Source organism: Clostridium aromativorans, assembly GCF_020908015.1.
GTDB lineage: Bacteria > Bacillota > Clostridia > Clostridiales > Clostridiaceae > Clostridium_B > Clostridium_B aromativorans.
Window position 1 is genome coordinate 75,518 of sequence record NZ_JAJJPB010000011.1, and the last position, 18,502, is coordinate 94,019.

The 18,502-nt window shown below is 36.2% G+C and carries 14 protein-coding genes, 1 pseudogene and 3 riboswitches; all 15 genes and pseudogenes read left to right on the top strand.

Annotated elements, in window-relative coordinates:
• The first annotated feature begins 327 nt into the window (after positions 1 to 327).
• The 15 genes and pseudogenes from LN736_RS10065 (at position 328) to LN736_RS10135 (ending at position 18,460) form a co-directional block, all read left to right on the top strand.
• The gene (locus tag LN736_RS10065; RefSeq protein WP_179977576.1) at positions 328 to 1,302 is read left to right on the top strand and encodes a bile acid:sodium symporter family protein; all 975 of its coding nucleotides are present in this window, start codon (positions 328 to 330) and stop codon (positions 1,300 to 1,302) included.
• Between the two features lie 109 nt (positions 1,303 to 1,411).
• Positions 1,412 to 2,665, top strand: a complete 1,254-nt coding sequence (locus tag LN736_RS10070; RefSeq protein WP_229981499.1) for a nickel pincer cofactor-dependent isomerase, group 22 — start codon at positions 1,412 to 1,414, stop codon at positions 2,663 to 2,665.
• Between the two features lie 165 nt (positions 2,666 to 2,830).
• Positions 2,831 to 4,051 (top strand): exonuclease SbcCD subunit D, encoded by a 1,221-nt coding sequence (locus tag LN736_RS10075; RefSeq protein ID WP_150355595.1) that lies wholly within the window; start codon positions 2,831 to 2,833, stop codon positions 4,049 to 4,051.
• Positions 4,038 to 7,532: an AAA family ATPase gene (locus LN736_RS10080; RefSeq protein ID WP_229981500.1), complete on the top strand. Its 3,495-nt coding sequence runs from the start codon at positions 4,038 to 4,040 to the stop codon at positions 7,530 to 7,532. The genes LN736_RS10075 and LN736_RS10080 overlap by 14 nt, the downstream gene beginning before the upstream one ends.
• 54 nt (positions 7,533 to 7,586) lie before the next feature.
• The gene (locus LN736_RS10085; RefSeq protein WP_150355649.1) at positions 7,587 to 8,516 is read left to right on the top strand and encodes a ketopantoate reductase family protein; all 930 of its coding nucleotides are present in this window, start codon (positions 7,587 to 7,589) and stop codon (positions 8,514 to 8,516) included.
• Between the two features lie 26 nt (positions 8,517 to 8,542).
• Entirely contained in the window at positions 8,543 to 9,415 is an 873-nt protein-coding gene (locus LN736_RS10090; protein ID WP_179977573.1) for a cation diffusion facilitator family transporter, read from the top strand.
• 117 nt (positions 9,416 to 9,532) lie between these two features.
• Positions 9,533 to 10,066, top strand: coding sequence for a signal peptidase I (lepB, locus tag LN736_RS10095; RefSeq protein ID WP_150355598.1), 534 nt, complete (start codon positions 9,533 to 9,535; stop codon positions 10,064 to 10,066).
• An 18-nt stretch (positions 10,067 to 10,084) separates the two neighbouring features.
• Positions 10,085 to 10,402, top strand: a pseudogene (locus tag LN736_RS10100) (winged helix-turn-helix domain-containing protein); the annotation flags it as partial.
• A gap of 53 nt (positions 10,403 to 10,455) precedes the next feature.
• Positions 10,456 to 10,935: an S-ribosylhomocysteine lyase gene (locus LN736_RS10105; RefSeq protein ID WP_150355600.1), complete on the top strand. Its 480-nt coding sequence runs from the start codon at positions 10,456 to 10,458 to the stop codon at positions 10,933 to 10,935.
• Positions 10,936 to 11,429: 494 nt separating this feature from the next.
• A complete protein-coding gene (gene cysK / locus LN736_RS10110) occupies positions 11,430 to 12,344 on the top strand; it encodes a cysteine synthase A (RefSeq protein ID WP_150355601.1) in 915 nt (304 codons plus the stop codon).
• A gap of 82 nt (positions 12,345 to 12,426) precedes the next feature.
• A riboswitch (SAM riboswitch) is annotated at positions 12,427 to 12,534 on the top strand.
• 75 nt (positions 12,535 to 12,609) lie between these two features.
• A riboswitch (SAM riboswitch) is annotated at positions 12,610 to 12,721 on the top strand.
• Between the two features lie 58 nt (positions 12,722 to 12,779).
• A complete protein-coding gene (locus tag LN736_RS10115; protein ID WP_150355602.1) occupies positions 12,780 to 14,168 on the top strand; it encodes an amino acid permease in 1,389 nt (462 codons plus the stop codon).
• A gap of 28 nt (positions 14,169 to 14,196) precedes the next feature.
• On the top strand, positions 14,197 to 15,393 hold the full coding sequence (gene metK / locus LN736_RS10120; RefSeq protein ID WP_150355603.1) for a methionine adenosyltransferase: 1,197 nt from the start codon (positions 14,197 to 14,199) through the stop codon (positions 15,391 to 15,393).
• A gap of 123 nt (positions 15,394 to 15,516) precedes the next feature.
• Positions 15,517 to 16,809: a nitrogenase cofactor biosynthesis protein NifB gene (gene nifB, locus LN736_RS10125; protein ID WP_150355604.1), complete on the top strand. Its 1,293-nt coding sequence runs from the start codon at positions 15,517 to 15,519 to the stop codon at positions 16,807 to 16,809.
• A 23-nt stretch (positions 16,810 to 16,832) separates the two neighbouring features.
• Positions 16,833 to 17,303: a DUF523 domain-containing protein gene (locus LN736_RS10130; protein ID WP_150355605.1), complete on the top strand. Its 471-nt coding sequence runs from the start codon at positions 16,833 to 16,835 to the stop codon at positions 17,301 to 17,303.
• Positions 17,304 to 17,355: 52 nt separating this feature from the next.
• Positions 17,356 to 17,457, top strand: a riboswitch (SAM riboswitch).
• Between the two features lie 208 nt (positions 17,458 to 17,665).
• Complete coding sequence (locus tag LN736_RS10135; protein ID WP_229981501.1) at positions 17,666 to 18,460, top strand: ABC transporter permease; 795 nt, start codon at positions 17,666 to 17,668, stop codon at positions 18,458 to 18,460.
• Positions 18,461 to 18,502 lie beyond the last annotated feature (42 nt).

The following is an 18,502-nucleotide window of genomic DNA, read 5'->3' on the forward strand; positions in this document are numbered from 1 at the left end:
TTGCTGAATAAAATAATTATAATGGTTAAATGTTTTTATCTGATATGAAAACATTTAATTAGTATACTTAGCCATAGTAGTAAATTTACTACTTTATATATAAATAAATAGCATTTTTTACTACTAAAGGTCAATAAAGTTTCTCTAGAGGAATTATATTGGTATTTCATATTGATTTGTACCTGGCATCGAGTAAATGATATATATGTAAAATTTCTGAAAACGGTTTATGCAATTGCAAATTATATTTTGAGTTTTAAGTTTTCAAAACAGATGATATGCAATTTTTAAAATTTTACTAAAAACACTGAAAAGGAGAGTAAAAAAATGATAAAAAAGATTTGCAAATTGATTACAGGGTATTTTCCAGTGTGGGTAGTTATTGGCTCGGTTTTAGCTTTCTTATTTCCAACGCATGTTAAGCCTTTAAGTGCTTATACTGCTTGGTATTTGGGAACCGTAATGCTTTGTATGGGGCTTACTATGACGACTAATGATTTTAAATTGGTATTTTCCCGCCCCCTTGATGTACTATGGGGTGTTGTGCCGCGTTTTTTAATTATGCCTTTCGTCGCATTTGCTATATCGAAGATTTTGCACTTGCCAGCTCCTATAGCTGCTGGACTTATTTTGGTTGGATGCTGTCCTAGTGCTGTTGCTTCAAACGTTATGACATTCTTGTCCAAAGGTGATGAGGCACTTTCAATTACAGTTTCAAGTGTAAATACTGTTTTGGCGCCTGTACTTACACCGGCACTTTTCTTATTTCTCGCAGGATCGATGGTCAAGGTAAATACAGCATCGATGCTTTTAAGTATATTAAAAAGTGTAGTCATTCCGGTTTGTTTGGGAGTATTAATTCGCAGGATTGCAGATAAACCAGTACAAAAGGTTGTGGAATATGTGCCGGTTATATCGACAATTGCTCTTATGTTTATCATAACTACAGGCATTGCAGTAAATGCAGAGAATTTGGCTAAGATAGCATTTATAGCATTTTTGGCGGTAGCACTTCACAATGCAACCGGATTATTCCTGGGATATAATGCTGCTCGTAGATTGGGCAAACTCAGCAAACGTAAATCCAAGGCAATTGCTTTTGAAATAGGTATGGAAAATTCAGGACTTGCAGTTACACTGGCTTTAATGAATCTAGATCCTCTATGTGCTATTCCTGGTGCCATTTTTAGTGCTTGGCACAACGTTACAGGATCTGCGTTGGCATCCTACTGGGCTAAGAGAGCAGATAAGGATGATGCTTTAGATTCTAAAAAAATCAAGAGTGAGAATGGTACGGCTTAAGAAAATGTGTGTTATATTAAAAGAAATATTGGTATTTTGCGAAATTATATAAGAATTTATGCAGGTGATGTAATTTAAATTGAAATTTATTCTTGTAAGGAGGTTTATTATGCTTGATATAAAAATGCCGGTAATTCATAAAATAATTACTGAAGAGAGCTGCAGCTGTTTGTCAGAAAAAGAGATAATTGAAGCAGTTCAAAATGGGATTGACAGAGAAGTTGCAGGAAAAGACATTAAGGGGAAAAAGGTAGGTGTATTGGCAGGAAGCAGAGGTATACGTGACATTAAACTGATTATCAAACAGGTCATAATTAACTTAAAGGCACGTGGAGCCGATGTAATAGTTTTACCCGCTATGGGCAGTCACGGAGGTGCAACAGCAGAGGGCCAGCGTTCCATTTTGGATCATTATGGCATCAATGAAAAGGAGCTTGGAGTTCCCATAGTGTCAAATATGGAAGTGGCAACTATCGACCATATAGGAAAGCAGCCAGTTTACGTGGATAAAAAGGTGCTGGATCTGGACTATATAATTCCAGTGAACAGGGTCAAGGCCCATACTGATTTCCATGGGGAACATGAAAGTGGAGTTGTAAAGATGTTGGTTATTGGAATGGGAAAACAGGCACAGGCGGAAGCAGTTCATCAGCATGGTGCCAGTGGACTTAAAAATCTAATTCCAAAGGTGGCCAAAAAGGTGTTAGAACATGTTCCACTATTGGCTGCAGTGGCCATTGTTGAAAATAAAAGGGATATGACAGCGGCTGTAGAAGTATTGAATGCCGAAAATATTTTTGAAAGGGATGCAGAACTTCTAAAGTATTCAAAGAAATTGCTGCCTAAGCTGCCATTAAACAATCTGGATGTTCTAGTAATTAAAGAAATGGGAAAGAATATTTCCGGTGTGGGAATGGATCCGAATGTAATTGGCCGTATGAGAATTAATGGCATTCCTGATGAGGAGGGAACTGCAAGTAGAATTGCCATACTGGATTTGACAGAGGGATCTGAAGGAAATGCACTAGGTATGGGTATTGCCGACGTGACTACAAAAAGACTTTATGATAAAGTAGATATTCAAAAAACTTATATGAATACTATAACTTCCGGATTTTTGGAACGATGTTTTATTCCAGTAGTAGCTCCTACAGATAAGGAGGCAATAAGAATAGGGTTACAAACTTGTGGACGGGCTGTAAGTGAGAGGACAGCACGTATTATGCTGATAGAGAGCACTCTTGAACTTTCACAGATATATATATCTTCAGCACTGCTGCCAGAAGTTCCTCCAGAATATAAAATTTGTGAAACCGATGTTACAGATGTATTTGACAAAGACGGTAATTTAAGATTGTTTTAAAAAATTAAATCCTGTTAAAAATTATTTTCCATGGGATATTGAAAAGTGGCTGTTTCAAAATTGACGAATTTTGAAACAGCCACTTTTAACATTAAAGCTATTCTATCATTATGCTATAATGATCAGTATACAGATATGATGTTATTTGATTTGGAGGAAAAATCAATGAGAATTTTACATACTTCTGACTGGCATCTGGGCAAAAATTTGGAGGGGCACAGTCGTATGGATGAACAGGAAGCTTTTCTTGAAGACTTTGTAAAGATAGTAAATGACAATAGTGTGGATTTAATTATTATTGCTGGGGATATTTACGACAGTTATAATCCACCGGCCAGGGCTGAAAAAATGTTCTATGATACATTAAAAAAATTGTCCTCGAATGGAAAGAGAATAACTTTGGTTATATCGGGTAATCATGATAACCCGGATAGGTTGGTGGCAGCGGGTCCTTTGGCAAGAGACCATGGCATTATAATGGTGGGTACGCCAAAGTCAGTGGTACCTTGTGGTGATTATGGCAGTCATAAGGTTGTAAATTCCGGTGAGGGTTTTGTTGAAGTTGAAATAAATGGTGAGAGAGCTGTAATTGTTACAGTGCCTTATCCCAATGAGAAAAGGTTAGATGAAGTTTTATACAGTGAAATGGAAGAGGAAAAGGATAAAGTTGTGTCCTACGGTAATAAAATTAAAACCTTATTTGACAATTTGAGTAAAAACTATAGAGAGGATACTATAAATATTGCGGTTTCACATCTGTTTGCAATGGGAAGTGCTCAGGCTGGATCAGAGAGAAGTGTCCAACTTGGAGGAAGTTTTATTGTAGATGGGAGCTGCTTTCCTGTTAAAGCTCAATATATCGCCCTAGGACATGTCCATAAACCTCAGATAGTGCCTGGAACGGAAAGAAGGGCAAGGTATTCAGGTTCTCCCCTTCAGTACAGCAAAAAAGAAATTGGCTTTAAAAAAAAGTGCTTTGTAATAGATGCAAAGGCAGGAGAGGACTGCAGGGTAAAGGAAGTTGAATTTAAGGTATATAAACCCATAGAAGTTTGGAAATGTAACAGTATAGAGGAGGCCATTTCAAGATGTAGGGAGAATAGTGAGAGAGACTGTTGGGTCTATATGGAAATAACCACTGACAGATATATAGGGGAAGATGAAATAAAATTGATGAAGACCGCTAAAAAAGACATATTGGAAATTGTTCCTAAAATATCAGATGATAATTGCAGTGATCTTGATATAAATAGTTTTTCACATAAATCTTTTGAAGAGATATTCAGGGAGTTTTATATAAAAGAAAGAAAAGTGGAACCTGAACCGGAGGTATTAGACTTGCTGCTGTCCATTATTAGGGAGGAGGAAAATAATGAAACCAATTAAGCTTAAAATAAAAGGATTGAACAGCTTTATGGATACCCAGGAAATTGATTTCAAAAAGTTGACCTGCAGAGGTATATTCGGCATATTCGGACCTACGGGAAGCGGAAAATCCACGGTGCTTGATGGAATTACCCTGGCACTTTACGGTGAGATCGCAAGAAAAAGTTCCAATTTTATGAATGTGAACTGCACAGATTTGATGGTGAGCTATGAATTTCAGATATCGGATAGGGTAGTGAGGATATACAGAGTGGAGAGGGAATTTAGGAGAGAAAATAGAACCGGGAAAGTGAGAAGTAAATCTGCCAGAATATTGGATATTACAACTTGTTCAGAAAAAATATTGGAGGAAGGGGCCAAAAGCGTAACTGAAAAATGCGAGGAAATACTAGGACTTAAACTGGAGGACTTTACCAGAACCGTGGTGCTTCCTCAGGGAAAGTTCAGTGAATTTTTAAGGCTTGAGGGAAAAGACAGGAGAAATATGCTTGAGAGATTGTTTGGACTACAAAAATACGGAGATGAACTGTCTTTTAAACTTGGATCAAAAGTAAAGAAAGAGAGAGAGAAGGAGAATCTTATCCAGGGACAGCTTACTGGCTATGAGGGAATTGATGAAAAAATTCTGAAGGAGAAAGAAAGCAGCCTTGAGGAAATAAAAAAACAGTATCACCAGTGCGAAACTGAGTACAATGATGTGGAAAAAAAATTTAATATTGCAGGAGAACTCTGGAAACTTCAAATGGAATTAAATGAAAAAATAAATCAGCAGAAGTCCATGCTGAAAATGGAAAGCTATATAGGTAAATGTGAAAGAAAAGTGACACTGGCTGAAAGTGCATTGAAAGTAAAACCTTATATGGACAGCTGTGAAAATACTCTCAGACAGGTGGAGATTTTAAGAAAAGAACTTTTGGACTTAAATGGAAGTATGGATAGTATGACACAGTACAAAAATGAAATGGATACCAGATTGAGTGTCATTGAAGAGAAAAGGCACAGGGAGCTGCCAGAATTGAAGGTGAAACAGCAGAAGATTTTGGATGCCATAGCTGAAGGTGTGATTTTAAAGAAGCTTCAGAGTCAGGAAATGACTTTGAGAAAAGATATTGATTTTTTGAAAGGAGAGCTGCAGACAAAAAATAATGAAGGAATGGAGAATAGAAAACATATTGAAAAATTATTGGATAGTATAAAATTCAAAGAAGAATTAGTGAACTGCCTTAAAATTTCTGAAGAATATAAAGAGAAAATAGATGATGGAATTATTGTCTTAAAGGATTATGAAAATATACAGAATCGAAAAAACAGTTTGCTTGAAGATATAAAAGACAGCAGTACAAATATTGAAAATGAACGTAAAAAAGGCAAGACTATGCAGGAGAATATGGATGAGAAGCAAAAGTTAATAGATAGAGCTGAAGATCAATTAAAAGAGCTCATGAAAAATTGTCCGGGAGATGAAAATACACTTCTGGATTTTCAGAAAAAGGTGGTGGAAATAAAAAGTAAATGGGATAAATACGGAGATTACAAGAATATTATAGAGAAAAATAAAAAAATTTTACATAATTTGAAGAAAGAATTAAAAGATAAATCCAGTACAGAATCCGCTCTGAGGTTTAGAATCCACAAATTAGATGAAGAAATAAAAAAATGTGAAAGACATAGTATGGCAAATATTCTCAGAAATACGCTGTCAGAAGGTGATTTATGCCCTGTATGCGGTTCTGTTTACTGTGGTGGGAGAACTCTGGATGAAATTGATACAGGTTCTGTGGAAAAATTGAGAAAACATTTGGGGGAAAAACAGCGAGATCTCGAAAATATGTCTGAGGAGATAATAAAGATACGAACAGTTGTTGAATCAGAACAGAAAATCATAGGAGAAAATGGTAAAAAACTAAATGAGCTGGGAGAAAGTTTCAAGTCAACTCCGGTTGAGTTTATTCAAAATGAATTCACTCAGTTGAGAAACAGAGTTTATCTATTTAACAGCAGAAAGTCCGAACTTGATAAAAAGATCAAGAGTTTGAAGGAAGAAAAGAATTTTTTGAATATAGAATATAATAAAATTAGTGCGGCACGAAGTCAAAATGAAATCCAGATGAAAAAATTAAAACAGAATCTCAAGGAGGAGGATGAAAAATTTAAAATAGAAGAAAAAAAGTTATGTTCACTCAAAGCTGAATTGGGGATTGTAGATTTTAAAGGCAAAAAAAATGAGATAAATGAAAATGAAAGGAAAAAAGCTGATCTGGAAATTGAAATAAGAAAACTCAGGGACAATTTAACTGCAGCTCAATTGCAGGGAGAAACACTCAGCAGCGAAATTGCAAGTTTGAAGGGAAAATTGAATGAGAGGCAAACTGAATTTAGGGAAAAAAATAAAAATATGCTTGAAAAGAAAAGAAGTATAAAAAATAGAGTGGGAGAAGTAGAGGATCTTGAATATCTCAATAAACAAGTATCAGCACATATAGAGAAAATAGAAATGGAATATGTAAAAGTTAAGGGAGACAGTAAAAAGGCACAGGTGAAATACGATGAATATAAAAATAAGATAATAGCATGCCAGAGCAATTTGGTAAGTTCTAATGAAAGAAAGTCAGATGAAAGTGAAAAACTTGAAAGAGTTTTAAATGATCAGCATTTTGAAAACACTGACCAGGTCAAGAAGAGTTTTATAAATAAACTTGAGATCAATGAGCTCAATAAAAAAATACATGAGTACAGGGATTCACTGGTTAAATTAAAGGGTACCGTAGAAAATCTCCGTGAGAAGATAGGTGGAAAAACTTTGACGGAGGAGCAGTGGCTTGAGATACAAAATATTAAAGACAAAAAAAGTTGTCAGTTGAAAAATTTATATGAATGCAAAATAAGGTTACAGGAAGAGGTTAATTCAATAAATACAAAGCTTCTTCAATTAAAAGATGTTCTAAAGAAAAAGGAAAAAGTTGAGCATAAACTGGCGCTCCTGGATGATCTTGAGAAGTTATTCAAGGGGAAAAAATTTGTGGAATTTGTTGCAGGCAATCAACTGAAATATATATCCCTGGAAGCAGATAAAAAGTTAAAGGAAATCACATGCGGGAACTATGGGTTGGAAGTTGATGAAGATGGCAGATTTTTTATAAGGGATTATAAAAATGGAGGCAAAAAAAGAGATGCGTCCACTTTGTCGGGAGGAGAGACTTTTGTGACCTCATTGGCACTGGCGCTGGCATTGTCATTACAGATACAGCTAAAAGGCAGGGCGCCTCTGGAGTTGTTTTTTTTAGATGAAGGCTTTGGAACACTGGATGAAAATTTACTTGAAACAGTCATGGATTCACTGGAAAAGATCCATAATGACAAATTGTCAATAGGTATAATAAGTCATCTAGAATCCATAAAGGAAAGGATGCCGGTGAAGCTCATCGTTACTCCAGCTGAATCTGGAATGGGCGGGAGTAAGGCTAAAATTGAATTAGGTTAGAACATTTTATTAAAATACAGAGAGTATTCAGTATAATGATAGGGGGAGTTTATGGTGAAAAGTATAAAGAATATATCTGCTATAGGGATGGGAGCTATTGGCTGTGCCTATGTTAGCAAGTTGTACGATCTGAATCCTGGGGGATTGAAAGTTATAGCAGGCGGTGAAAGAGCTGAAAGATATAGAAAACATGGATTTATAATAAATGGTAAAAGATATGATTTTAAATATGTAGCACCAGAAGAGAAAACTGAACCTGCAGATTTGATTATTGTTTCCGTGAAAGCAAATCAACTTTCCCAGGCTGTGGAGGATATGAAAAATCAAGTTGGGGAAAATACAATTATAATATCTCTCATGAATGGAATTACCAGTGAAGAGATAATAGGAAAAAGATATGGAATGAATAAGATGCTCTATTCTCTCTGTATTGCCATTGACGGAAACCGCAGAGGAAATGTCATCTCTTTTTCCAGTTATGGAAATATAGCTTTTGGTGAAAAAACAAATAGTACTTACTCAGAAAAAGTACAGATTGTAAAAGAACTTTTTGACAGGGCAGATATACCTTACAGCATTCCAAAGGATATGATTCATTCCCTGTGGTATAAATTTATGATCAATGTAGGAATAAATCAGGCTTCAGCAGTTATAGGGGGAAATTATGGAGTATTTCAATCTGTAGGTGAAGCGAAAGAATTGATGGAGTCAGCTATGTGGGAAGTGGTAAGATTGTCTCAGAAAATGGGCATAAATTTGAGTGGACAGGATATTGAAAAATGGAATGAAGTACTTGCCACCATGCCTCCTCACAGCAATACTTCAATGTGTCAGGATATTGAATATGGAAGAAAGACTGAAGTTGATATGTTTGCGGGAACCGTATGCAGACTGGGAGGAAAATATGGAATAGACACTCCGGTAAACAGGACACTTTTAAATATAATAAAAGCAGTGGAGTCGAAAAATGATTTAAAGGTATAGATTTTATACTTTATAGGAGAAAATAGATGGAAGAGGATTATAAAAATCTTAAAATTGCAGAAAAGAGAACTAAGGTAAATGTGGTAGTATATGTGTTTTTATCTTTATTTAAACTCGGTATAGGATATTTTTTTAATTCCAAGGTTCTTTTTGCAGACGGCATTAATAATTCCACGGATATCATAGCCTCCCTTGCCATTGTTATAGGGCTTAAAATATCGAGGAAACCTGCCGATGAGGACCATGCCTATGGACATTTGAGGGCACAGACGGTATCTACCCTGGTGGCCTCTTTGATAATGATAGCCGTTGGAGCAGAGGTTTTTTACAATGCAGTATACTCTACAGTTTTTTTTAAGACCAAAGCACCGGATATGATGTCTGCAGTAGTTTCCATTATATGTACTGTACTGGTATATGCAGTGTACAGGTATAACAGGAAAGTGGCAGTTAAAATCAAGAGCCTGGCACTTATGGCTGCTGCAAAAGACAATCTTTCAGATGCTTGGGTCAGTTTTGGGGCCGCCTGTGGAATTATAGCTTCGCAGTTTGGTCTTCCCTGGATAGATCCACTGGCGGCGGTAATAGTGGGAATACTTATAATAAAAACAGGTATAGGGATCTTCAAGGAGTCCGCCCAAAGTTTAACTGATGGTTTTGACAGCAGGCAGCTGGACAAAATAATTGGAAAAATAAATCAAATTGAAGGCGTAGACAGCGTCAAGGATGTAAAGGCTAGGGTACATGGAAATAATATTTTACTTGATATTATAATAAGTGTCAGCTCTAAATTGACCGTACTGGAAAGTCATGGTATTACGGAAAAAATAGAAAATATGCTGAGCAGTGAATTTCAGATAAAATATGCAATTATACATGTAGAGCCGGCTTTGAAATAGGCCGTCATATCCAGATATCAAAGTTCAGAGTTGAAATATAAAACTCTGCAGATTTTCAAATTTGTCTGAAAACTGTTATTTTTGCTATAATGATAATAGGTAAAGGGGTGTGATATCGTGAAAGATAAAGAATTCTTTAAGAAGTTCAGGGAATATGCCTTTTACATTATTCTGGCTATTGGACTGGCACTTGTATGCAGAAGTTATGTTTTTGCCCGGACTGATGTAATAGGATCTTCCATGCAGCCGACTTTTAATGATAAGGATGTTATATTTATGGAAAAGATAAGCACTGAAACTGGACATATAAACAGAGGAGAAGTGGTCGTTTTCAACTCTCATGACGAGAATGAGGACAACTATATAAAAAGGGTTATAGGAATAGCTGGAGATAAAATTGAGATAAAGTCCGGAGAGGTTTATTTAAATGGAAAAGTTCTCACTGAAAGTTATCTTCCAGAAGAAGTTGTAACTGAGGCCAATTCAGCTGTTGCGGAGTATGTTGTGCCCGAAGGTTATATTTTTGTGCTTGGGGATAATAGGAAAAATAGTACCGACAGCAGAATAATAGGGCCTGTAAATTTAAAGGATGTTAAGGGACATGTAATTTTAAGAGTGTATCCTTTTAAGAATATAAACTACTTTAAATAATTACAAATGGAGTTTGCTTATTATTTTAATGAGGGCGATTTGATAATTGATAATTTAAGTTACGAAGTTAAAAAATCAGGGGAAACAGTCAATCTTACCCCCATAGAATACAAAATACTTTCAGTTATGGTAAACCATCCTGAAAAGATTTTTACAAGGGAGGAACTTATATCTATTGCGCTGGAGAAAAATTTTGATGGATACAACAGAGCCATTGATTCACATATAAAAAATTTAAGACAGAAAATAGAAACTGATTCCAAAAAGCCTGCATATATTTTAACTGTAAGGGGAATAGGATATAAGTTTGGAGGAATAAAGGGCAAAGCTGAATAATTGATTACAGGTTTAACATGATGTATAATGAGTTCTACAGGAGGCGATATTGCATGGATAAAATTTCAAGTTTCACTGTCAATCATTTAAAATTAATACCAGGTGTTTATGTTTCCAGAAAAGATAAATTTGGAGATGTAGTTCTAACCACATTTGATATAAGAATGACAAGCCCTAATGACGAACCTGTTATGAATACAGCTGAAGTTCATACTATTGAGCATTTGGGAGCAACTTTTTTGAGAAATCACAGCACTTATGGAGGTAAAACCGTATATTTTGGACCCATGGGTTGCAGAACCGGATTTTATCTGATTTTGTATGGAGACTATGAGTCAAAGGATATCGTGGATTTGCTGGTGGAAATGTATAAATTTATCTTGAATTTTGAAGGTGACATACCCGGTGCTGCTCCAAAAGACTGCGGAAATTATTTGGATATGAATCTTCCTATGGCGAAGTACTGGGCAGATAAATTTCTCAAAGAGGTCTTGACAGACATCTCGGATGAGAGGTTGAATTATCCTGAATAATACAATACAATTTATAAAAGGTTGCTTCTATCTATTTTGAGCAGAAGTAACTTTTTTAAATTTTATATGTAAAATTATACTTGATTAATTAAAGTTTATGTAGTATTATCAGATTGTAGATTATATAAATGTAATGATGGGAAGAGTAGATTGTACGATGCTATTTTAGAGAGAATTTTCGTGTGGTGTGAGAAAATTTTAGCGGGAGACAATTGAAATGCATCCTGGAGCACTGAATTGAACTTGAGTAGGTTTCAGCGGAAACAGCCGTTAAAATGTTAAGGTATGATTGTACCGACAATGAGTTTTTCTTTCCTGCATAGGTTGTTTTTATGCAGTACTTGAGGGATAAACAGAGTGGAACCGTAGAAGTAAAACCTTCTGCCTCTGTAAGGGGCGGAAGGTTTTTTGTTTTTCATAATTCCGGAATTTGAAAAATATTAAACAACAGCTTCAACAGCGAAAATTTGTAATTTAAAGGAGATTGTTATATTATGGAAGTTTTTAATGATATTAAGGAAATGATAGGAAAAACACCTATACTGAAAATAAACAAATTTGATCTAAAAGATGGAGTTAATATATATGCCAAACTTGAAAATTTTAATCCAGGAGGCAGTGTAAAAGATAGAATTGGCGATTATATGATAAAAAAGGCAGAGGAAAGCGGTAGATTGAAGAAAGGCTACACTATAGTTGAAGCTACTGCAGGCAATACTGGTCTTGGAATTGCGCTGGGAGCTTTAAACAGAGGATACAGGGTTATATTTGCAGTACCGGAGAAATTTTCCATAGAAAAACAGGTATTGATGAGGGCGCTTGGAGCGGAGATAATTCATACTCCAGAAGAAGATGGAATGAGAGGTGCTATTGAAAAATCCAAGGAGATTTTAAATCAGATACCAAATTCCATAGCTTTGGGACAATTTGAAAACAATGATAATCCCGAGGCACATTATGCTACTACAGGTCCTGAAATATATGAACAGTTAGGTGGGAAAATAGATTATTTTGTGGCTGGAGCAGGTACCGGCGGAACTTTTACAGGTGTGGCAAAGTATTTAAAGGAAAAGGACAGCAGCATAAAGACCATACTGGCGGATCCGGAAGGTTCTACCCTTGGCGGTGGTACTGAAGAGCACGGTTATGCTATTGAAGGCATAGGAAATGATTTCCTGCCGGACACTATGGATATAAAATTGGTTGATAAAGTTATAAAGGTAAATGATGATGAAGCTTTTAGATTGGTGAGAGAGTTGGCAAAAAAGGAAGGCTTGATAGTTGGATCTTCCTCTGGTGCAGCTCTTGCAGCAGCGTTGAAATTGGCAGATACCATAGATGGAGGAAATATAGTAACTATATTTCCAGATAGGGGAGACAGATATTTCAGTAAAAATTTGTATGAATAGAAAGATTTCTATTGACAAAAAGAATAAAGAATTGTATATTGAATATAAATTAAATATAAGTGATTTACAATATTTGTAGACTTTCTTATCGAGAGAGGCGGAGGGACTGGCCCTGTGATGCCCGGCAACCGATTGTAATTTGTACAGTAAATGGTGCCAATTCCAGCAGGTAAAACCTGAAAGATGAGAGATAATGGAATTTATACTTCCTGTGATTTCTCACAGGAAGTTTTTTAATGTAATTATATAAAATCAAATATTATAATTCTTATCAAGAGTGGTTAAGGGACTGGCCCTATGATACCCGGCAACCAGATATACATTTAGTTCGTACATCTAGGTGCTAATTCCAGCAGGTATATCCTGAAAGATGAGGGACAATGGAATCTATATGTCTTCTCACATATAGATTTTTTACTTGGAGGTATAAATAAGATGTACAATAATGCAGGCAATAAATTACTAAAAAAAGATCTTAAAAATAGGCATATTCAGATGATAGCTATTGGAGGTGCCATAGGTGTAGGATTGTTCTATGGCTCTGCAGATGCTATTAAGACAGGCGGACCTGCCATTATTCTGGCATATTTAATAGGAGGACTGTTCATTTTTTTCATTATGAGGGCCTTGGGTGAGCTGGCTGTAGATGAGCCAAATTCGGGTTCCTTCAGTGCTTATGCTACTCGTTACCTTGGAAATTTTGCAGGATTTTTTTCAGGCTGGACATATTGGTTTCAGGCTACAGCTACTGTTATGGCAGAACTCACTGCCATGGGGGTATATGTTCAATTTTGGCTTCCCCAGTTTCCAAAATGGATTACTGCACTTATATTTTTGATCATACTCATTGCAGTCAATTTAGTTGGAGTTAAAGCTTACGGTGAATTTGAATTTTGGTTTGCCCTTGTGAAAGTGGTTGCCATAGTATGCATGATTATTTTTGGAATGCTTATTATATTATTTGGATTTAATAATGGAGGGCATTCTATTGGATTTTCTAATATATGGAATAATGGAGGATTTTTCGCCAATGGATTTAAAGGGTTTGTGCTTTCTTTTGTTTTTGTGAGTTTTGCATTTGGAGGGGTGGAACTTATTGGCATAACGGCGGGAGAGGCAAGGGATCCACAAAAATCCATTCCAAAAGCTATCAACGATGTATTTTGGCGTATACTTATCTTCTATGTGGGTTCTGTGTTGGTGATGCTGGCACTTTATCCCTGGAATAAAATTGGGGTTGCAGGAAGTCCCTTTGTATTGGTGTTCTCTAAAGTAGGTATTCCTGCAGCTGCTTCAGTCATAAATTTTGTAATTTTGACAGCTGCTCTTTCAGGCATGAACAGTGCCCTGTATATAAATGGCAGAATGCTTTACAGTCTGGCACTAAATGGTAATGCTCCCAGAGTATTTGGAAAGTTGAATAAATCCGGGGCACCCTATGTGGGAACACTCTTCAGTACGGCTGTGGCATTGATTGCCGTAATTTTAAATTATTTCATACCGGAGAAATTTTTTACATATATTTCCTCAACAACAACTATAGCCATTTTGACTGCCTGGGGTACGATTCTTATAACACAATTGAAGTTCCGCAGAAAAAAAGCTATGGAAGGGCAGAAAATTGCTTTTAAAATGCCTTTTTACCCTTTTTCTTCATACATTACAATAATTTATCTGCTGGCTATTGTTGTTACAATGGCGTTTTTGCCAGCTACCCGCATTGCCCTTTATATTGCGCCTATATGGGTATTGGCCATGGTGGGAATATATAAATTACTTCATCATAGTGAACAATCAAAATTATCATATATAAATAGTAAATAGAAAAGTTAAATAAATTGGAGGGATAAAGATGAGTAGATTATTTACATCAGAATCAGTTACAGAGGGACATCCTGATAAAATTTGTGATCAAATATCGGATGCAGTTCTAGATGCTGTTATTGAACAGGACAAATATGGAAGAGTAGCTTGCGAAACAGTTGTAAATACAGGGCTTGTGCTTCTAGTTGGAGAGATATCCACTAAAGCCTATGTGGATATACCTAAGATAGTGAGGAAAACTATCGAAGAAATAGGATATACAGGTTCAAAATTTGGATTTGATGCCAGCAATTGCGCGGTTATAACATCAATAGATGAGCAATCTTCAGATATTGCCTTGGGAGTAAATGAATCACTGGAGGCAAAACTGGGAGAAAAAGATGATATAGAGGCAATAGGTGCAGGGGATCAAGGGATGGTGTTTGGATTTGCCACAAATGAGACACCTGAATATATGCCACTTCCAATAGCACTGGCTCATAGACTTTCGAGAGGATTGGCCGATGTCAGGAAAAATGGCATTATTCCATATTTAGGACCAGATGGTAAAACCCAGGTTACAGTAGAATATGAAGGAGAAAAACCTGTGAGAGTAGATACAATTTTGATATCCTCACAACATGAAGAAAATGTGGAACATGACCAGATTGAAAGAGATATAATAGATAATGTCATAAAAGAGGTAATACCTGAGAAATTTATAGATTCCAATACCAAATATATTGTGAATCCTACAGGAAGGTTTGTAAAGGGAGGTCCGGAGGCTGATTCAGGACTTACTGGAAGAAAGATAATAGTTGATACCTACGGTGGATATGGAAGGCATGGAGGAGGAGCTTTTTCGGGAAAAGATCCGACGAAAGTCGATAGATCCGGAGCCTATGCGGCAAGGTGGATAGCAAAGAATTTGGTGGCAGCAGGTGCTGCGGATAAGATAGAAGTGGAGGTTGCCTATGCTATAGGAGTGGCAAGGCCTGTGTCCATAAGTGTCGATACTTTTGGAACAGGTAAGGTATCTGATGAGAAAATAGTGGATATTGTAAAAAAGCTTTTTGACTTGAGGCCGGCAGCCATTATAAGAGATTTGGATCTTAGAAGGCCAATATATAAAAAGACAGCTGCTTATGGACATTTCGGAAGAACCGATATAGAGCTGCCCTGGGAAAGCCTTGATAAAGTGGATAAGATAAAAGAAGAATTAAATAAGGTGGTTGTATATTCTTAAGCCACAAATGCTGTGAATTTTTATGAAAGGTTGACCAGAAATACTGGAGGCCAGGCAAACTAAATTTTTAAGTTTGTCTGGCCTTTTTATATTTTAATTATGCAAAAAAGGAGATAATAAGATATGCCTATAAATTTTGCAAGGGAGATTGAAAAAAAGACATTTCAACATCCCTGCTATAACTGTATTGCACATAAGTATGCTAGAATGCACATACCTGTAGCTCCAAAATGCAATGTAAGCTGTAATTTCTGCAATAGAAAATATGATTGTGTAAATGAATCCAGGCCTGGAGTTACAAGTGGAATTCTATCCCCAGAGGAAGCAAGAGATAAATTCAAGATAGTAAAAAATAAAATAAAAAATTTGACGGTGGTTGGAATAGCTGGTCCAGGAGATCCACTTGCAAATTTTGAAGAAACCAAAAAGTCCATAGAACTTATAAAAGAAGAATGCCCGGATATTACATTTTGCCTTTCCACCAATGGATTGATGCTTCCTGCTTATGCGGAGGAACTGATAAAATTGGGAGTCACACACGTTACAATAACCATAAATGCTGTAGACCCTGAAATAGACGCACAGATCTATAAATATATAAACTATAGGGGAAGCACTTTTGTAGGGCCGCAGGCAGGAAAAATTCTACTTGACAATCAGCTTACAGGTCTTAGATATCTTACAGAAAAAGGTATTGTGTGCAAAGTAAATATTGTGATGATAAAGGGAATCAATGATGCTCACATTCCTGAAATAGTAAAAAAAGTTAAGGAATGTGGTGCCTATATGACAAATATAATGCCTCTTATACCTGTAAAGGGAAGTGTATTTGAAAACAGGGATACTGTAGATGAATCTGAATTGAAAAGCATGAGGAAAAAATGTGAGCCCTATTTAAAACAGATGTATCACTGCAGGCAGTGCAGGGCAGATGCCATAGGGAGTTTGAATGAGGATGTATCGGCTCAATTTAGGAATTATAAGAAAAATGTAATTTCTATTGACAAATCTGAGAAAATATATAAAGATGACAATAAAACAGGTAAGGTGAACAGAGGTTATAGATTTGCAGTGGCCAGCAGTTCCGGAGATTATGTAGATGAACATTTTGGGCATGTATCTCAGTTTTATATATATGATGTATTAGATGAGAATATTAAATTTTATGAGAAAAGGGATGTGGAGAGGTATTGTAATGGCCAACAAGAATGTACTGGACATGATGATAGGATATCGGGTATTATAAAGTGCATAGAGGACTGTAATGGAGTGCTTGTACTGCGTATTGGCTTCGAACCTGTAATTAGGCTTCATGAGAAGGGGATAAAGGTATTTCAGATGTACAGTACTATAGAAGAGGGCATAGAAAAGGCAGTAAAATTGATGAGTCAGGTTGATAAATCAAGCGATTCTTAGATTCAGATGGAGGTTATGATTTAATGAAGGGAAAAATTTTGGTGAGTGCGTGTTTACTTGGAGAGAAGGTACGTTATGACAATGGAGATGTAGCCTGTCATGATCCGCGATTTTTAAGGTGGGCTAAAGAGGGGCTGCTTATAGGAATTTGTCCAGAAGTATCTGGAGGACTTCCTGTGCCGAGGCCGGATTCCCAAAGAAAAGGAGATAGGGTAGTCACTGGCAAGGGTGTTGATGTGACTTATGAATATAAAAGTGGAGCACAGAAAGCTCTTTCTCTTGCAAAAGAAAATGATGTTTCCGTTGCTATTTTAAAACAAGACAGCCCTTCTTGCGGGAGCTTGTATATATTTGATGGTACATTTAAGGGTGTTAAAAAGTCAGGCCAAGGTGTTACTGCTGAATTGCTGAGAAGGAACGGTATTAAAGTGTTTGGCGAAGATCAGCTGGATGAAGCTGAAAGAGAAATTAAAAAAATTACCTCAAATTCTTGACAATATGTGTATTAGATTATATAATTAGCCTTATATAGAAAAATAAACAAAATTCTTATCAAGAGAGATTGAGGGACTGGCCCTATGACGTCCGGCAACCTAAATTTATTTAACGGTGCTAATTCCAGCAGATTATATGTCTGAAAGATGAGAGAACAAGTACTTTCTTGTATTTTATCTTTGCAGGAAAGTTTTTTATTTGCAGGAGAAATTAGTGTGTATGTATTTTGTAAAAATTGAGATTTGATAATAATATTGAAAAGAGTTGACTAGAAACACTAGAGACTTATTTCTTGTTAGATGTAAGCTTCTGGTGTTTTTTGTATTTTGAAATATTTAGATAAAAAGGAGGATGATAATGAATGGATATAGATAGTAAAACTTATCTGGAAAATAAAAGTCATGAAAAAAATGCAGGGAAAATACTGAGCAAAATTTTTAGAAAAAGTATAGCTGTAGTGCTGTTTCTGGTTTTCTGGCAGGTTGCACCTATACTCGGGATAGTTGATCATCAATTTATACCTACTTTTACAGAAACAGTGGGTACTATTGTGAGTCTTACGCTCAAAAATGAAATGCTTGTTCATGTAAAAGTAAGTCTTTTAAGAGCTGGAGTGGGATTTTTGTTGGCCGGAATTATAGCCGTGCCTCTGGGATTTTTACTTGCAGGAGGATTTAGAAAGCTGGAGGAAATACTGGATCCGTTGCTGCAGATTCTGGCGCAGGTAAATCCTTTCTCATTGTTCCCGGTTTTTATACTTCTTTTTGGAATAGGAGAAGTCGCCAAGATCTCTATAATATTCTGGGTGTCCATATGGCCTATATTATTTAGTACTATAACGGGAGTGAAAACTATAGATCCGCTGTTGGTTAAGGCAGCTCAGGACATGGGCACATCGAAAATAAAACTTTTTTGGAAAGTAGTTTTGCCGGGAGCTGCTCCAAGTATATTTTCAGGACTCAGGATGAGTGCAGGTAATGCATTTTTGATGCTCATAGCTGCGGAAATGATAGGAGCAAGCGCAGGACTTGGATGGATGGTGCTCAATTCAGAAGTTAATTTCCAAATTAACAGGCTGTTTGCAGCAGCGCTTACAATTGCCCTGTTGGGTATATTTATAAATAAAGCCATAGGTTTTGCAGAAAAAAAGTTGTAGTGTGGAAACAGGATTCTTTTGTATCTTAAAAATTTAATTATT

Bases quoted from the DNA above. Each gene is read 5' to 3' on its own strand.
- LN736_RS10065 (WP_179977576.1), top strand. From the start codon at position 328: ATGATAAAAAAGATTTGCAAATTGATTACAGGGTATTTTCCAGTGTGG.
- LN736_RS10070 (WP_229981499.1), top strand. From the start codon at position 1,412: ATGCTTGATATAAAAATGCCGGTAATTCATAAAATAATTACTGAAGAG.
- LN736_RS10075 (WP_150355595.1), top strand. From the start codon at position 2,831: ATGAGAATTTTACATACTTCTGACTGGCATCTGGGCAAAAATTTGGAG.
- LN736_RS10080 (WP_229981500.1), top strand. From the start codon at position 4,038: ATGAAACCAATTAAGCTTAAAATAAAAGGATTGAACAGCTTTATGGAT.
- LN736_RS10090 (WP_179977573.1), top strand. From the start codon at position 8,543: ATGGAAGAGGATTATAAAAATCTTAAAATTGCAGAAAAGAGAACTAAG.
- LN736_RS10105 (WP_150355600.1), top strand. From the start codon at position 10,456: ATGGATAAAATTTCAAGTTTCACTGTCAATCATTTAAAATTAATACCA.
- cysK (WP_150355601.1), top strand. From the start codon at position 11,430: ATGGAAGTTTTTAATGATATTAAGGAAATGATAGGAAAAACACCTATA.
- LN736_RS10115 (WP_150355602.1), top strand. From the start codon at position 12,780: ATGTACAATAATGCAGGCAATAAATTACTAAAAAAAGATCTTAAAAAT.
- metK (WP_150355603.1), top strand. From the start codon at position 14,197: ATGAGTAGATTATTTACATCAGAATCAGTTACAGAGGGACATCCTGAT.
- nifB (WP_150355604.1), top strand. From the start codon at position 15,517: ATGCCTATAAATTTTGCAAGGGAGATTGAAAAAAAGACATTTCAACAT.
- LN736_RS10130 (WP_150355605.1), top strand. From the start codon at position 16,833: ATGAAGGGAAAAATTTTGGTGAGTGCGTGTTTACTTGGAGAGAAGGTA.
- LN736_RS10135 (WP_229981501.1), top strand. From the start codon at position 17,666: ATGGATATAGATAGTAAAACTTATCTGGAAAATAAAAGTCATGAAAAA.